Source organism: Bradyrhizobium sp. HKCCYLS1011, assembly GCF_051167795.1.
In the GTDB taxonomy this organism is placed as follows: domain Bacteria; phylum Pseudomonadota; class Alphaproteobacteria; order Rhizobiales; family Xanthobacteraceae; genus Bradyrhizobium.
The window spans coordinates 1-14764 of record NZ_JBNPTT010000008.1 but is presented as its reverse complement, the minus strand read 5'-3'; the positions used below and the strand labels follow the sequence as shown (position 1 = coordinate 14764).

At 64.2% G+C, this 14764-nt stretch carries 12 protein-coding genes and 1 tRNA gene; 7 read left to right on the top strand and 6 right to left on the bottom strand.

Annotated features, from left to right (window positions below; all coding sequences use genetic code 11):
* Nucleotides 1-36 precede the first annotated feature (36 nt).
* Both ACQR1W_RS25910 and ACQR1W_RS25905 read right to left on the bottom strand, forming a co-directional pair.
* Nucleotides 37-1752 (bottom strand): FAD-dependent oxidoreductase, encoded by a 1716-nt coding sequence (locus ACQR1W_RS25910; RefSeq protein WP_434853480.1) that lies wholly within the window; start codon nucleotides 1750-1752, stop codon nucleotides 37-39.
* A gap of 13 nt (nucleotides 1753-1765) precedes the next feature.
* Nucleotides 1766-1978, bottom strand: a complete 213-nt coding sequence (locus ACQR1W_RS25905) for a hypothetical protein (RefSeq protein WP_434853479.1) — start codon at nucleotides 1976-1978, stop codon at nucleotides 1766-1768.
* A 393-nt stretch (nucleotides 1979-2371) separates the two neighbouring features.
* On the opposite strand from ACQR1W_RS25905, the gene ACQR1W_RS25900 reads away from it, so the two are divergent.
* Nucleotides 2372-2446 (top strand) — tRNA-Thr (locus tag ACQR1W_RS25900).
* 652 nt (nucleotides 2447-3098) lie between these two features.
* Here ACQR1W_RS25900 and ACQR1W_RS25895 read toward each other — a convergent pair.
* Nucleotides 3099-3584: a DUF1566 domain-containing protein gene (locus tag ACQR1W_RS25895; RefSeq protein ID WP_434853478.1), complete on the bottom strand. Its 486-nt coding sequence runs from the start codon at nucleotides 3582-3584 to the stop codon at nucleotides 3099-3101.
* Between the two features lie 461 nt (nucleotides 3585-4045).
* Here ACQR1W_RS25895 and ACQR1W_RS25890 point away from each other — a divergent pair, with 461 nt between their 5' ends.
* The 3 genes from ACQR1W_RS25890 to ACQR1W_RS25880 all read left to right on the top strand — a co-directional run bounded on the left by ACQR1W_RS25890 (nucleotide 4046) and on the right by ACQR1W_RS25880 (nucleotide 8277).
* Nucleotides 4046-5413, top strand: coding sequence for an alpha/beta fold hydrolase (locus tag ACQR1W_RS25890; RefSeq protein WP_434853477.1), 1368 nt, complete (start codon nucleotides 4046-4048; stop codon nucleotides 5411-5413).
* A gap of 42 nt (nucleotides 5414-5455) precedes the next feature.
* A complete protein-coding gene (locus tag ACQR1W_RS25885; RefSeq protein ID WP_434853476.1) occupies nucleotides 5456-6673 on the top strand; it encodes a dienelactone hydrolase family protein in 1218 nt (405 codons plus the stop codon).
* Between the two features lie 245 nt (nucleotides 6674-6918).
* On the top strand, nucleotides 6919-8277 hold the full coding sequence (locus ACQR1W_RS25880; RefSeq protein WP_434853475.1) for an LLM class flavin-dependent oxidoreductase: 1359 nt from the start codon (nucleotides 6919-6921) through the stop codon (nucleotides 8275-8277).
* A 734-nt stretch (nucleotides 8278-9011) separates the two neighbouring features.
* Here the strand turns inward: ACQR1W_RS25880 and ACQR1W_RS25875 are convergent.
* Nucleotides 9012-9296 carry a hypothetical protein gene (locus ACQR1W_RS25875; protein ID WP_434853474.1) on the bottom strand — a complete coding sequence of 95 codons (285 nt, stop codon included), beginning with the start codon at nucleotides 9294-9296 and terminating at the stop codon, nucleotides 9012-9014.
* A 393-nt stretch (nucleotides 9297-9689) separates the two neighbouring features.
* Here ACQR1W_RS25875 and ACQR1W_RS25870 point away from each other — a divergent pair, with 393 nt between their 5' ends.
* Nucleotides 9690-9980 (top strand): hypothetical protein, encoded by a 291-nt coding sequence (locus tag ACQR1W_RS25870; protein WP_434853473.1) that lies wholly within the window; start codon nucleotides 9690-9692, stop codon nucleotides 9978-9980.
* Between the two features lie 53 nt (nucleotides 9981-10033).
* On the opposite strand, the gene ACQR1W_RS25865 is transcribed toward ACQR1W_RS25870, so the two are convergent.
* Nucleotides 10034-10957 carry a hypothetical protein gene (locus ACQR1W_RS25865; protein ID WP_434853472.1) on the bottom strand — a complete coding sequence of 308 codons (924 nt, stop codon included), beginning with the start codon at nucleotides 10955-10957 and terminating at the stop codon, nucleotides 10034-10036.
* 229 nt (nucleotides 10958-11186) lie between these two features.
* Nucleotides 11187-11399, bottom strand: a complete 213-nt coding sequence (locus ACQR1W_RS25860; protein ID WP_434853471.1) for a hypothetical protein — start codon at nucleotides 11397-11399, stop codon at nucleotides 11187-11189.
* Nucleotides 11400-11814: 415 nt separating this feature from the next.
* Between ACQR1W_RS25860 and ACQR1W_RS25855 the strand changes: the two genes are divergently transcribed.
* Both ACQR1W_RS25855 and ACQR1W_RS25850 read left to right on the top strand, forming a co-directional pair.
* Nucleotides 11815-13335, top strand: a complete 1521-nt coding sequence (locus ACQR1W_RS25855; protein ID WP_434853470.1) for an ATPase domain-containing protein — start codon at nucleotides 11815-11817, stop codon at nucleotides 13333-13335.
* Between the two features lie 322 nt (nucleotides 13336-13657).
* Nucleotides 13658-14764: sensor histidine kinase (locus ACQR1W_RS25850; RefSeq protein ID WP_434853469.1), on the top strand; the 1107-nt coding region annotated here is incomplete at its 3' end.

Here is a 14764-nt window from a genome sequence, read left to right as displayed (position 1 = left end):
TCACCACCTCATTCGCCCAGCTAATCAGTTCCCGAGCTAACTCGCAGGCTTCAGCGTGTCGGAGAGGAACCCATGCAGTGCAGCGACGACCTGCGCGCCTTCGCCGATCGCGCCGCCCACCCGCTTGACGGAACCCGACCTCACATCGCCGACGGCGTAGACGCCGGGAACCGAGGTCTCCAGCTGTGACACCAGCCGTCCGGCGTTCTGCTCTGATTGCGCGCCGGTCACGACGAAACCCGCGCGATCGAGCGTGACGCCACAGCCATCGAGCCACCCCGTTGCGGGATCAGCGCCGACGAACAGGAACATATTGCGGATCTCGGCCGTGGTCAGTTCGGCCGACAGCCGGCTCTTCCAGGTGATTCGCTCCAGTCCCGTCTCGGCCCCGCCGTCGAGCGCGGTGATCTCGGTGTTGAACATCAGCTCGATGTTCGGCGTCGCCTCGATGCGCTCGATCAGATAGCGCGACATGCTGGCGGCAAGCCCGCCGCCGCGGATGATCATCCGCACCTTCTTGACGTGGCCCGACAAAAAGACCGCCGCCTGGCCTGCCGAGTTGCCGCCGCCGACCAGCACGACCTCCTGTCCCGCGCACAGCCGCGCCTCGATCGGCGAAGCCCAGTACCAGACACCGCGGCCCTCGAAATCCTTCAGGCGATGGATGTCGGGACGCCGGTAGCGCGCCCCGCTCGCCACCACGATCGAGCGCGCCCGCACCTCGTCGCCGCAATCGAGCGACAGCACGAAAGCGCCGTTCTTGCGCTCGCAGTCGAGCGCAGTCACCGAGACCGGGATCATGATCTCGGCGCCGAATTTCTGCGCCTGGTTGAAGGCGCGCGCCGTCAGCGCCAGCCCGGTGATGCCGGTGGGAAAGCCGAAATAATTCTCGATACGCGCGCTGGCGCCAGCCTGGCCGCCGAAGGCGCGGGAATCCAGCACCGTGACCGACAGCCCTTCCGAAGCGCCATACACGGCGGTGGCCAGTCCCGCCGGCCCGCAGCCGACGACCGCGACGTCGTAGATCTTTTCGCCGCGCGGCCCGCCAATCATGCCGATGGCATGCGCAAGCTCGGTCTCGCTCGGATTGCGCAGCACGCTGCCGTCCGAGACGACGACCAGAGGCAGGTCGGACGGTTGCGGCGAATAGCGCGCGATCAGCTCGGCGGCATCGTGATCGGTAGCGGGATCGATCAGATGGTGCGGAAAACCGTTGCGGGTGAGAAAGCTCTGCAGCCGCGCCGTTGCTGCCGATTGCGGCGGCCCGATCATCACCGGTCCCCCGGCGCCGCCCTGGATCAGGTTGACCCGGCGCAGGATCAGCGCGCGCATGATCCGCTCGCCAAGCTCAGCCTCGGCGATCAGGAGCGCGCGCAGCCGCTCCGGCGGAATCAGGATCACCTCGACATCGCCCTCGGCATGGCCATCGACCAGCGCGACGCGGCCAGAGAGCTGGGCGATCTCGGCCAGGAACTGGCCGGGGCCCTGGTCGATGACGGGCGTGACCCGGCCAAGGCCATCGCGCTGGGTGATCGCGACCTGGCCGGACAGGATCACGAACATGCCGGGACCCGGCTTGCCGGTCGCAAACAGCTGCTCGCCGTCGCGATAGGACCGGAGCTCGCCGAAGCCGCGCAGCCGCTCGATCTCCTGGACGGTCAGCTCCGGAAAGGTCTGCTCGAAGCGCGGCATGGTCTTGGCGAGCTCGGCACGCCTCGTGGCGGCATTGTCCAAACCGTTGTCCGCGCCCATCGCTGTCCCCTCGTCACTCAATGTCCACACCTCCCGCGGGACCGTCCGGCCCGCCGTCGGCGGTATCATCTAATCCAGCTTCGTGAAGGTTGGTAGGCACCGCCGACCCCGGCTTGCGCCCCCGCTCCTGCGCCTTGCGACGCTTCAGGTTCTCGCGCAATGCCTGCTTCAACCGGTCCTGCCGCGATCCCTTGGCCGGCGTGGCGTCCCTCTTCTGCTCCGTCATCCCCAATCCCCCGCACTTCCGGGTCCTGCGATTCCGGAACCCGCGCTCTCGGGTCCCGTCGGGTCGTTTCACGGCACAATTGGGGCCAATCCGCCGAAAGCCAAGGCCGAAACAGGCGGCGAACGTAAGTTCCGTCCGGCCGCCGGTCTCCTGCCCGGATGGGGAGGGTGCGGCCGGCCACAGGGCGTCCCCGTTGCAACGGCAGAGCCGGTAGCAGGCCGAAGCTGGGCCTTTGGTCCGGCAAGGCCGTGATTTTCGTCGATTTGCCCCAACAGCTCGGCCTTTCTTGGCCCGAACACCCTGCCGCCGCGCTTGCGCCTGGGGAGACCTTGTGGCAAGAACCGCCCGCGCTTGGTCGCGGCCCTGAGGGCCGATTCTCGCGATGTCCCGTCTGCTGCCGTAGCTCAGTGGTAGAGCACTCCCTTGGTAAGGGAGAGGTCGACAGTTCAATCCTGTCCGGCAGCACCATGGGCCAACCGCTCCTTCGCTTCCTGCTACCGTTGCTGCCATATCGAGTTTGGCTGAGCGCGCAGCTTCGAGTCTCGCGGCGCGCTTGCGTCCGAGCTGTGCTGGTCGATCACCCTCGCGACAACGCAAGGGCGCAGGGAAGGCCGGGCGCTGGCCGCGCCCGTGGCCCGCCTGCAGAAAGAAAAGCAGGCGGCAGTCACCACAGGTCTGGCCGAGAACACCCGGCCCTCCCCGCGCGATGGGCTTACGGCTTATACGTGATCTCCCCGGGGACCGGCTTGATTGCCCCCGTCACCCGCATGCTCGTCGAAGCACACGAGCTTGGCGCCAGCACCGGGGCGCCAGGACCACACGATTTCGCCGTCCGCACGAGCCCGTTCGTCCGCATCCAATAAAGAATGCTGCGCGCCCGCGCGGCCACCGCTCCCCGCCTCCACGTTCGTGACGACCGCGATACGCCCCTCGCACCGAGGCGGGATGTGGATGTGTAGCACGATTTCTGAAAAAGCGAAAGATAAATTTTTGCCGCCGCGGCGAACGTTATTCCTCAGTCTCGCGACAGCCCCCGTCCGAACAGCGAATGTGAGTTGGCCTGCTGCAATCGCGGTGGAGTTCGTTTCTCGCGCGTATAGCGATGTCCTGAGCGCCGCAGTCATCGGCCGGTTCGCACCATGCGAACGGCAAACCGGGACGTCTTCAGAAAATTCCACGTTGGCATTCCGGTTCGGAAGAACACAACCCATGCATAGGAGGGGCCGCTTGCGGTGCTTGTCCAGAACTGCATCGACGGTGTCGCTGGAAACACCGTCTCGTCGATCGCCGGTCTCTTGCAGTTCTGCGCCACGATGCTCTGCAGTTCGTCTCGCTCCGGAAGCCGCCAGTTTGCGCCATCCGGCAAATGAAGTCCCACTGCGCTTTCCCAGTCCAACAGTTCGACCGATCCAAGACAGCCACCGGCTTCTGTCCACTGCTGGCCATAGCTGCACCGCATCCAGGTAAGATCGGTGCTGGTGTCATAGGCTGTTTCACCGTGGACCTCGAAGCGTGAAGCCAACGGCTGAACTGGCTTAGCTCGGTCGCATTCGGCCCGAGCGATATCGGGTGTGGCAACAAGACTGGCGCCGAACGCTGCAGCCACCACAACGCACCTGTGTCGTCCCATCTACCACCTCCATGTTCCCGGATCGGGCTGGCCGACCGCGCCGCAGGGGATGCACAGCGACGTATTACCACGACAGCAGATTTAATTCGATTTCAGCACCGATGGGACACGCGCGCTATACGATCTGCGCTCAGCTAGGCGGCTACTGCGCCTCCGCTATTGCACAGTGGACCAAGGCCAATCCACAACGGCCGGAATAACCAGCCGATCCGTGAATGAGTTGAAAGCACCTCATCACCGGGGTGTCACGCCCGATCAGACGCGCGAGATCGGCCGATTATCCGGTAAGCTGCCTGCGAACGGGGAAACCGTTTTGCATCGGCATCTCAGACGCAAGCATTGATCGCGCCGTTGTGGTCTAGGCGCGCGCCGCCGAAGCTTGTCGGTCTCGCCCAGTTCGGGCAGATTGAGCCACTGCAGGAACGGAGGGCTTGAGGATGCGTTCGCCGAAGTTCGCCATTCGGACTGGCACTGCAGCGCGTTGTGTCTTCCTCTCGTTCTCTCTGTTCTGTATTTCGGCGACTGCCGCGCACGATTTGCCGCGACGCCCGTTTCTGGGCGTGACTGGCCAGCCTGCGCCCGACAAGCACGTACGTGTCGGCAAGATTTTTCCTGGGAGCCCTGCCGCACGATCCGAGCTCGCGGTCGGCGACATTCTACTGGCGCTCAACGGCGCCCCGATCACGTCCGTCGACGACTTCCTTGCCGGGGTAAAATCCCTCAAATCCAAGGACCGCGCCGTTTATCATGTGCAGCGAGGCGGCAATGAATTGGATGTCGAGGTGACGGCGGGGGAATTTCCTCGCGAACAGCCGAGCGGCATTCAAGTCCTCTACGACTCCGTCGAAACGCCCAAGGCCGAGGTGCGAAGCATCCTGACGCTACCAATCGGCAACACGGGCAAGCTGCCGACCATTTTCTACGTCCAAGGGTGGGACTGTTCTTCGGTTGACTGGCCGTTACCCGATCCAAATCTTGCCCGTGAGCTGGTCTACGGGCTGACAAGGGCGGGATTTGCCGTCATGCGGGCCGAAAAGAGCGGCACCGGCGACAGCACAGGCACGCCATGTCGCGACGTGGATTTTCACGACGAAGTTGCGCTGTTCACGAGCGCGCTGAAAAAGCTGAAGACATATGATTTCGTGGACACCGGAAATGTCTTCATCTTCGGACACAGCGCCGGTGGCTGGGTTGCCCCGTTGATGGCCGAACAGGAGCCGGTCAAGGGCATCGTCGTCTACGGCACGGTGGTGCGGCCCTTCGCGGAGTATCTCGTCGAAAATTGGCGACGCAATCGTTGGCTCAGATCGCAATCTGACTTGTTGCAATTTGACCTGGCCAAGGTCGAGGACGAACAGCGTCTTTACGCACAACTTCTCCACTACCTTCTCGTGGAGAAGAGCTCCGTGCACGACGCCACAATCAAGCACCCTGAGCTCTCGGCAATGGCAAAGAGGCTGTTCCCGCAGGACGATGAGCACTTCGACAATCTGAGAACGTTGCAGCACGTGCGGCAACTGAATGACCAGAACGTCGCACGCGTCTGGGCATCCTTGGACGCTCACGTGCTCGCCCTCTTTGGCGAATACGACATCAGGACGCTCGCAATGGATCACGAATACATTGCGGCCATCATCAACGCTCGGCACCCGAGCATGGGGTCCTGGCGGCTGCTGCCGAAGATGGACCACGGTTTTGCCCTGCATGATTCACTGCACGACAGCGCTGTGCACGAATTTGCAGGACCATTTGGCGATCAGGTCCTGCAGGAAACCGTGACTTGGATACGCGGTATCGTCGGATAAGCTATGCGCAGAGCTCTTGCGACCTTTTCGATAGTGTCCTTGATGTCCATGCCGAATGCTCAGAGCCAGCCGCTCACGGTCGACCCCGAATCGATCGTTCCGTTACCCGACAAGTTCGATATGGAGACGCCGGCGACGGACGTTCCGCCCAACATTGCCCGCTTTCAGGGCGCGTGGATCGGCACCTGGCACGACGATAGGCATATTCTTGTCGTTGAGCGAGTCTCGGCCGACGGGCATGCAAGCGTCGTTTTCGCACAGTCGGACTCATCCTTCTACGGCATGAACCGGGAGTGGTGGCGGGACGAAGCGCAAGTGGTCGACGGCGTTCTGACCATGACGGGCTTTCGGATCTTCCGCTACGCCTTTGATGGTCCAGACCGGTTGTATCTGACTGCTACGCTCAAGTCCGGCGGTGTCAGTTCCGGCGTTCTGGTCCGGACCGATGCCGCACGACTTGCCGCGGGCGATCGACCGGTCGAATGGCCTTGGCCCGGCGAGCGGGTGTGGATTCCGCATCTGACGCTTCGGACTCCCGACGGCACGCGGCCGATCATGCTTGAAGGGACCTTCTATCCGCCTGCTGGCCCTGGGCTTGCTCCGCTCGCGATCTTCACCCACGGCTCCGACGTTGGCCGCAGCCAATTGAGGAGCTGGTCGTTCTCGACCGAGGCGCACTGGCTTCGCGACAACGGCTTTGCCGTGCTGGCGCTGATGCGCCGAGGGCGCGGCAGGTCTGAGGGAATCAATGGAGAGGAGGATTTCGGGCGCGCTCACGATGGGAGCCTCATCGATGTTTCGGCGGGAATAGCTCAGGCGGTCGATGACCTGGACTCCGCAATTGCCTATGGCCGGACACTGCCCGGCATACGGCCGGGGCCGGTGCTGCTCGCCGGTCAGTCACGCGGCGGGTTTCTCGGTGTGCACTATGCCGGCCTGAGGCCCGGCGAGGTGATGGGCGTGGTGAATTTCTCCGGCGGGTGGTACCCCTACGGACCGGTGACGACGCCTTACTACGCGAACGCGGGCCACGGCGCGGCCGACAAGGTCCCGCAGCTCTGGCTCTATGCGGATAACGACCACCTTTATAGTGAGGCCTTGATCCGTGAATATGACCAAGCATTCACTGCGGCCGGCGGCCGCGCGCATTTCGAGCTGCTCCACGGCGTCCCCGGCGACGGCCATTTGCTTCGGCTCTACCCCGAGCGGTGGCGAGCGATCGCCGACGAATTCTTCTCACTCATTCGGCAACATCCGTGATGCGCTCAATCACGCCGGTGGAATCCTGACACGGGCTAATTCGCGACTGGGCAATCGCTGGTGTCGTCAGGCCCAGAGCATCGGCATCTCGAGATTCCGGGTTCAGCCCTGATGGGCTGCCCCGGAATGCGGCGGTTATGTCTGAGGCTGAGCGCGCCTTAAGCGACCGTGCGCGCATGCGCGATTGAAAGCTACCGCCGAAGCGTGCCATCTGGTCGGGCTGCAAAAGTATCGAGGGAAGCACCATGGCTGCGGACATCCGGCTGAATGCGTTTGCGATGAACTGCGTGGGGCACCAATCGCCCGGCCTGTGGCGACATCCGCGCGACCGCTCGAGCGAGTATCATCGCCTGCCCTATTGGCTCGACCTCGCCAGGACGCTGGAGCGCGGCCGCTTCGACGGGCTTTTCTTGGCCGACGTGCTCGGAGTCTACGACGTCTATGGCGGCAATCCGGACGCGGCGCTGCGCCACGCGATACAGGTGCCGGTCAATGATCCGATGATGCTGATCTCGGCAATGGCCGCGGTCACCGAGCATCTCGGCTTCGGCGTGACCTGCACCCTGTCCTACGAGCCGCCCTACCCTTTCGCGCGGCGCATGTCGACGCTCGATCACCTGACCGAGGGACGGATCGGCTGGAACATCGTGACCGGTTATCTCGACAGCGCGGCGCGCGGCATGGGCCGCGACCGGCAGGCGGCGCACGACGATCGCTACGACGTGGCCGACGAGTACATGGAGGTGGTCTACAAATTGTGGGAAGGCAGCTGGGAGGACGACGCGGTCAAGCGCGACCGCATCAGCGGCATTTTCACCGATCCGGCCAAGGTGCACCGCGTCACGCACCAGGGCCCGAACTATCAGCTCGACGCCATTCATCTGTGCGAGCCGTCGCCGCAGCGGACGCCGGTGCTGTATCAGGCCGGCACCTCGCCGCGCGGTCGTGTGTTCGCCGGCCGCCATGCCGAATGCGTGTTCATGTCCGGCCCCTCGGCCAAGATCATCGCGCCGCGCGTCGCCGCGATCCGCCAGGCGGCGCTCGAGGCCGGGCGCGCGGGTGACGACATCATCATCTTCAGCATCGCCACCGTCGTGCTCGGCGAGACCGATGCGGAAGCGGAAGCCAAGTTTGCCGACTATCGGCGCTACATCGATCACGAGGCGTCGCTGACCCTGATGTCGGGCTGGACCGGCGTCGACTTCTCGACCTACGACCTCGACCAAGAGGTCCGCCACGTGCTCAACGATGCCGGCCGCAGCGCCATGGACAACGTCACCCGCGCCGATCCGGACCGGGTGTGGACCGTGCGCGAGGTCGCCGAGCATGTCGGCATTGGCGGCATCGGCCCGGTGTTCGTCGGCTCGCCGGCAAAGGTCGCCGATACCATCGAAAGCTGGATCGAGCAGACCGGCGTCGACGGCCTCAATCTCGCCTTTGCGCTGTCGCCCGAGAGCTTTGCCGACGTCGCCGACATGCTGGTGCCGGAGCTGACGCGGCGCGGCCGCTACAAGAAGGCCTATCAACCCGGCACCTTGCGCGAGAAGATGTTCGGCCGCGCGCGGCTCGCCGCGCCGCACCCGGCCGCGCGCTATCGGCCGTGACGGACGATCTCGCTCCGTCGCGGCGCGCTCATAAGTCTACGGTCTCACTAACTCTCAATTGGTAGCGTCGGACCGGACGTCGCCGGTCCGATCATGCGGCTGCTACCAGCACACGTTCACCCGCACCAGGCGCCAACCCCAGCCGGTCCAGACCCGGCGCCATCGCGTGCAGTTATCCCAGCCGGCATATCCCCACCCCGGCCCACCCCATCCCCAGCCGGGAGCGCCCCAGCCTGGACCCCAGGCCGCGGCGCTGGCGAGCCCCAATCCGAGGCCGATCCCGACCGCGGGTGCGCCCCAGCCCCACCCGCCGCCCCGCCAGCCGCCACCACGCCAACCACCGCCACCCCAACCGCCCCCAAATCCGCGGCTGAACCCGCCGCCGTGAAAGCCGCGCTGCGCGGAAGCAGCGCTCGGTGCGAGCGCGAGGACCGCGGCAACGCCGAGGGCGAAAAGCGTCTTTCTGACCATGAAGAATTCCTCCTTTGGATGGACCGCTCATGAGAGCCGCAGTGCCATCCCCCAACAGCCACCGGGTTCGAGCTATCTATTGGGGTAGTTGTCCCTCCTCAGGAACAACATCCGACGAAACCCTGAGCAGCAGGCGGAGATATCCCCCCGGCTTGTTAGCAACACCGCGCCGCGAACCTACCCCGCGAAACGTAGCAGCAGCTTTCCAACGCCATCGGCAACCCTAGGCGCGCAGGTGTTGCATTTGACGATGGACGAGCAGTTCAGCTTGGCCTCTGCCGGGGTCTCGCGCGCACAGGCTTGGCACCCGGCCACGTGCTGGAACCGGCGAGATCATCTGCCAGCTTCTGCAATTCGCTCGTCGCGCGCCGCTTGGTGGTGTTTGACACAAAGCGAACCTGGCCCCTGCCCTTGCGGAACGGAAACACCACGAGAACGAAGCCAAACTTGCGGCGCTTGGGTCCGTCAATCGACTTGCCGTTGAACAGCTGGTCGACCCCATCAGCGACCGCCTTCATCTCTCTCCGGAACCACGAGTCATTGAGCATATCGGCCGTCCTTGTTCTCTCGACAGAGTCCCCGAAGGTGCAGCGACGCGATCCGGGCACAGGGGACAGGACGGATTGCGCCGGGATCGCTGAGTCGCCGAAACCATTGGCTCGCCGCAAGGACGTAACCCCATCCTCCCGAATTGCATCTATGCTGTCGCGCAACCTCAACGGAGGCAAGAGAATCGGGGTTGATATGTCGAGCGACGGTTAACCCTGAAAAATTGCGGCCAATCGTATCGATGCGGAACAAACTCTTCGCAGCCCGCATCGCGATTATCGATCTCACGCGATGTTGTTGGATTAAGACGACGACAATTCGATCTCCGAAGATGAGCGAGCCCCTCAGCGCCGCATCATCGTATGCCGCGACCCTCGGCACGGAGACCTGCAATGACAGCTGATAAATTACGACGTGCTATTCTCGTCTATGCACTGCTTGCGACAAGGACGATCGCACTTGGCGCGCCCACCGCGCTTGCGGCTGAGGCGCCCCCGCCGCTTCACAGCGGACCCTGGCCGATCCACAACGGTCGGACTCATCAGCCAACCGAGGATGAGCTGAGAGCGCTGCATCTGCAGGATGTCACGCCCGATCAGACGCGCGAGATCGACAGATTGTACGACCAGCTGCTGGCTGACAGCCAGAAAGGTCTGAACCGGCATCTCACGCGCAAACGCTAGACCCCGGTGTTGCCCAACAGCATACGACCGTTGCCCAGCGCGTCGACGTCAGTTCAGAGAACAGCGGCCAACACCTTGGCCCGCTCGGCAGCGAAACGCGCCTTCAAGTCCATTGCGGCCAGCTTTGTAGCGGCAGCCTCGGCATCGCCAACTGCGCGCGCCGCCCCGTCGGCATCGCCCAAGGCGGCAAGCGACACGGCTCGCGCCAAATGAAGCAGCGCGGCATCGAGCGGACGCTCGCCATTGGCAGCGATGATCGCGAGCGCCGTGTCAGCATGCGTCAGACCCGGCTCGGGATTTCCGGTGACATTGGCGACCAGCGCGTTGAGATAATGCCCGCGCTCGGCATTGGTCCAATTGCCGCATTTGAGCCAGAACTTGAGACTGGTCTCGGCCGAGAGTTGCATCAAGGCGCCCTCATCCGCCGTGCGCGGCGACATCTCGTAGAGCTCCCAAGCGAGATTGTTGCTGGCGACTGCGATGGTGCGGTCCAAACGCGCCGACGGCTGGACGTGGCCGACGACATCCAGCGCGCGACGATAAAGTCGTGCGCCTTCACCAACGCGTTTCGAGCCGACCAAGGCCTCGGACAGCATGAAGCGCAGCTCCAGCAGGGCCGCACCGAAATCGTCCCCGGCGGCTTTGAGATAAGAAAGTTCGACATCCGCCGCTTCGACCAAATCGCCGCTGAGGACGGCGGCAACATAGAGCCACCCCCAGGCCTTCATCGTTTCGAGGTCGGGCGCATGGCCTGCGGCAATACGTTTGCCTAGGATGAGCGCGCGCGGCCAATCGCCCAAATGCGTCCCGATCGTGTGGATGGAGAGATGGAGGAAGGGCGCAAGCAGGCGGGGCAACACGGCCGCCGGGCTCACCGCTTCGAGCTCGCTCGCAAGGCGCACACTCTCCTGGTCATGATAGTCCCAGGCGTCATTGAGCAGCTGTTCCAGCAAGCGGGATTCGTCACTTTCAATCATCTGAAGTCCTTCGCCGGGCTCCCGAGCATGGCGAGTTTGGGGCTGGGTTGGCGCGCAACATTTAGCCGCGCGGTCAGCTCGGTCGGAAGTGAAAGGCCCGTGATTGTGCGCCATCCGTGCAGGCCGGTGGCGGCAGTCGAGCATCCCGCGGAGGGTCGGATCGAATGGCCAGTTGCGCTACGCCGCGTAATCGGGCTGGCGATAGATGCCAGCCCGATCGTCGTGCTGATCAGTTGGAACTGTTGGGCATGCAAGGAGGTTCGGTGTAGGGCGCCGTGGCATACGCGCCCACATTCGGAGCCCGCACGCAATCGGTGGTGATGGTATGGCTCTTGTTCGTGGCGTGCCGCGCCGCGGCATTGCTGCTGCGGGCGGCCTGAGCTTGAGTGGTGACTGCGATTGCCGCGATCAGCGCGACTGATGCAAAGGTAACTCTGGTCATTTGTCTTCTCCCTATGACAGGAGCCGAGCAGTCTCAGCTCCATGCTGTCTGGAGCGTCGGGCCATAGGAGAAATGTCATCACGCGCTATCAACAAAGCGCGAACCGGTGCCATCGATCGGAGGTCGCTGGCTCACTTGCCGCAAGACCTTTTCAGGCGACCAAGGAACCTGCAGGTGTGTGTGACTTTGCCGTCGCAACTTACGCCCGGCATACGGATCGTGCGATTCACCTATACGAATGCGACGAAGGCCGATCGGGTGCCAATCTCGCGAGTTGTCTCTACGAGTCCGGTGTCCCCGAGCTACACTTCGCGGCACAAGGCAGGGATGCGGGGTGAGGCTCGGGTGGCCTGTTCCCAGCCTGGGCGGAACGACGTCACCGGCTTTTGTGAGCCCGGGCATCGGGAGTGGCGAGATGGCAAGCGACGACCTGGGGAGCGACCCGGAAGAAACCGGTTTCGAACGCGTATCCACCGGCAGTGAGGGCCTGGACGACATCCTGGGCGGCGGGTTCGATCCCAATCGGATGTATCTGTATGAAGGCCGTCCGGGCACCGGCAAGACCACGATCGCGCTTCAGTTCCTGCTCGCGGGCGTACGGCGCGGTGAGCGGGTGCTCTACATCACCCTATCGGAAACCCGCCGCGAATTGGCCCTGGTCGCGAAGCGCCATGGCTGGACGCTTGACGGCATCGATGTCTTCGAGCTGGTGCCGCCGGAAACGTCCCTCGATCCTGACCAGCAACTGACGATCTTGCACCCCGCCGAGATCGAGCTCAGCGAGACCACCAAACTCGTGTTCGAGAAGGTCACGGCGCTCGACCCCTCCAGGGTCGTGTTCGACAGCCTCTCCGAGCTGCGGCTGCTGGCGCAGAATCCGCTGCGATACCGGCGCCAGGTCCTCGCGCTCAAGCATTTCTTCGCCGCACGCAACTGCACCGTGGTCGTCTTGGACGACCTCTCATCGGCGGATACCGACCTTCAACTGCACTCGATCGCGCACGGGGTCATCAGTCTCGAGCAGGTCGCCATCGACTATGGCGCCGAGCGCCGCCGCATTCGCGTGGTGAAGATGCGGGGCATCAAGTTCCGCGGCGGCTATCACGACTTCACGATTCGGACAGGTGGCCTCAAGATCTTCCCGCGCCTGATCGCCGCCGAGCATCATGGCGACTTCCGCGGCGACTTCGCGCCGAGCGGCAATTCCGAACTGGACAAGCTGCTGGGCGGCGGCCTCGAGCGCGGCACCAATGCCTTGTTCATCGGCTCCGCAGGTGTCGGCAAATCATCGGTCGCGTTGTCCTTTGCGCTGGCCGCAGCGAATCGCGGCGAACACGCGGTCTATTTCGCCTTCGACGAGGGCCGCGGCACGCTGGAGGCGCGCGCCCGCACGCTCGGCCTGCCGCTCGACCAGGCAATGGCATCGGGCAAGCTGCGGTTCCAGCAGATCGATCCCGCCGAGCTCTCGCCCGGAGAATTCGCCGCCAACGTACGCGCCAGCGTCGAGGACGATGGTGCGCGGATCATCGTCATCGACAGTCTCAACGGCTACCTTGCCGCCATGCCGGACGAGCGTTTTCTGGTTCTGCAGATGCATGAACTGCTGACTTATCTCGGGCAGAAGGGTGTGCTGACCATTCTCGTGCTGGCACAGCACGGCCTGGTCGGCCCGATGGATACGCCGCTGGACATCAGCTATCTGAGCGATGCCGTCGTGATGCTCAGATATTTCGAAGTTGGCGGTTCGGTGCGGCGCGCGCTTTCCGTGGTCAAGAAGCGAAGCGGACACCACGAGCACACGATACGTGAATTCCGGCTCACCAGGAGTGGCATCGCGCTCGGTCCGCCGCTCGCCCAGTTCTCCGGGATCTTCTCAGGCACGCCGGTCTACCGCGGCGAGCAGGAACTACCAACGATAAAGGAACCGAGCAATTAGGTCTGAGATGGATGGCGGCACAGTCTTGATCCTCGCTCCGGTCGGCCGAGATGGGCCGGCCACGGCGGACATCTTGGCGCGGATCGGTATCACCGCGACGATATGCGCCGATCATACGGCGCTGGTCGATCGACTGAGCGCGGACTGCCTGGCCGTGGTCGCGACCGAAGAGGGACTGTTCGGCCGCGATCTCGCGCCATTGACCGCGTGGGTCCGGAACCAGCCGGCCTGGTCGGACCTGCCCTTCGTCATTCTCACGAGTCATCTGCCGCAGCGACGCGTCGCCGTCTGGCGGGCGGAGCTGGTGACATCGCTTCGCAACGTGACGCTGCTGGAGCGACCGGTTCAGGTGATCACCTTGACCAGCTCGATCCGCGCGGCGTTGCGCGCGCGAGACCGGCAGTATGAGCTTCAGGCGCTGCTCGGCGAGTTGGAGACCGGCAACGAGCGCCTCCGTCTCATTGCCGAGAACGCCAGCGACTACGCGATCATGTTCAGCGATGCCGAGGACAACATCATCAGCTGGCTGCCCGGCGCTGCCGCCGTCTTCGGCTGGGACGAGCAGGAGATGCTGGGGCGGCCGGCCTCCGGCATCTTCACGCCGCAAGATCGGGCGAAGGGCGTACCGGAACAGGAGCTGAGCCGGGCCCGCGCCGACGGCGAGGCGCCCAACACGCGCTGGCACATGCGGAAGGACGGTGGGCTGGTCTTTCTCGACGGAAAAACGGTGGCATTGCGCAACGGTGACGGCACGATCCGCGGCTTCCTCAAGATCGGACAGGATGTGACCGAGCGGCAACGCAACGAGGAGCGCCAGGCGGTGCTTCTCGCCGAATTGCAGCACCGGGTCCGCAACGTTCTCGCGATGGTCGGATCGCTGGTCAACCGCGGCGACAGTGGCAGCACAACGCGGGAGTTCCGCGAACGGCTGGGCGGCCGAATTGCCGCCCTGGCGCGAACCCAGGCGCTGCTCACGCGTGGAGCAGGGGTCGGCGTGGACCTGGAGAGCTTGATCCATGACGAACTGCTGAGTCAGGCGGCCGACGCAGCACGCGTGACGATCGGCGGGCCCCGGCTCACGCTCGCGCCCAAGGCCGCCGAGGTGCTAACGCTCGCGATCCATGAACTCGCGACCAATGCCGTGAAATATGGCGCCCTCCGCGTCCCCACCGGCCGGATTGCCTCGCTGTGGAAAGTTGAGCCGGTCGACGGCCAGAGCTGGCTCGAACTGGATTGGCAGGAGAGCGGCGTGGAGATCGCGCCGCAGCAGGACCGCCGTAAGGGTTTCGGGACTGAGCTGATCACCCGACGCGTTCCCTACGAGCTGAAAGGCCGGGGTGCGTTGGATCTCGATGCCGGCGGACTTCGTTGTCGCATCGCGTTCCCGCTCAAGGCCGGGGAAAGCATCCTGCAAACCGATGTCCCCCCC

Bases quoted from the DNA above. Each gene is read 5' to 3' on its own strand.
- ACQR1W_RS25905 (WP_434853479.1), bottom strand. From the start codon at position 1,978: ATGACGGAGCAGAAGAGGGACGCCACGCCGGCCAAGGGATCGCGGCAG.
- ACQR1W_RS25860 (WP_434853471.1), bottom strand. From the start codon at position 11,399: ATGACCAGAGTTACCTTTGCATCAGTCGCGCTGATCGCGGCAATCGCA.
- ACQR1W_RS25890 (WP_434853477.1), top strand. From the start codon at position 4,046: ATGCGTTCGCCGAAGTTCGCCATTCGGACTGGCACTGCAGCGCGTTGT.
- ACQR1W_RS25910 (WP_434853480.1), bottom strand. From the start codon at position 1,752: ATGGGCGCGGACAACGGTTTGGACAATGCCGCCACGAGGCGTGCCGAG.
- ACQR1W_RS25855 (WP_434853470.1), top strand. From the start codon at position 11,815: ATGGCAAGCGACGACCTGGGGAGCGACCCGGAAGAAACCGGTTTCGAA.
- ACQR1W_RS25880 (WP_434853475.1), top strand. From the start codon at position 6,919: ATGGCTGCGGACATCCGGCTGAATGCGTTTGCGATGAACTGCGTGGGG.
- ACQR1W_RS25865 (WP_434853472.1), bottom strand. From the start codon at position 10,957: ATGATTGAAAGTGACGAATCCCGCTTGCTGGAACAGCTGCTCAATGAC.
- ACQR1W_RS25875 (WP_434853474.1), bottom strand. From the start codon at position 9,296: ATGCTCAATGACTCGTGGTTCCGGAGAGAGATGAAGGCGGTCGCTGAT.
- ACQR1W_RS25885 (WP_434853476.1), top strand. From the start codon at position 5,456: ATGTCCATGCCGAATGCTCAGAGCCAGCCGCTCACGGTCGACCCCGAA.
- ACQR1W_RS25870 (WP_434853473.1), top strand. From the start codon at position 9,690: ATGACAGCTGATAAATTACGACGTGCTATTCTCGTCTATGCACTGCTT.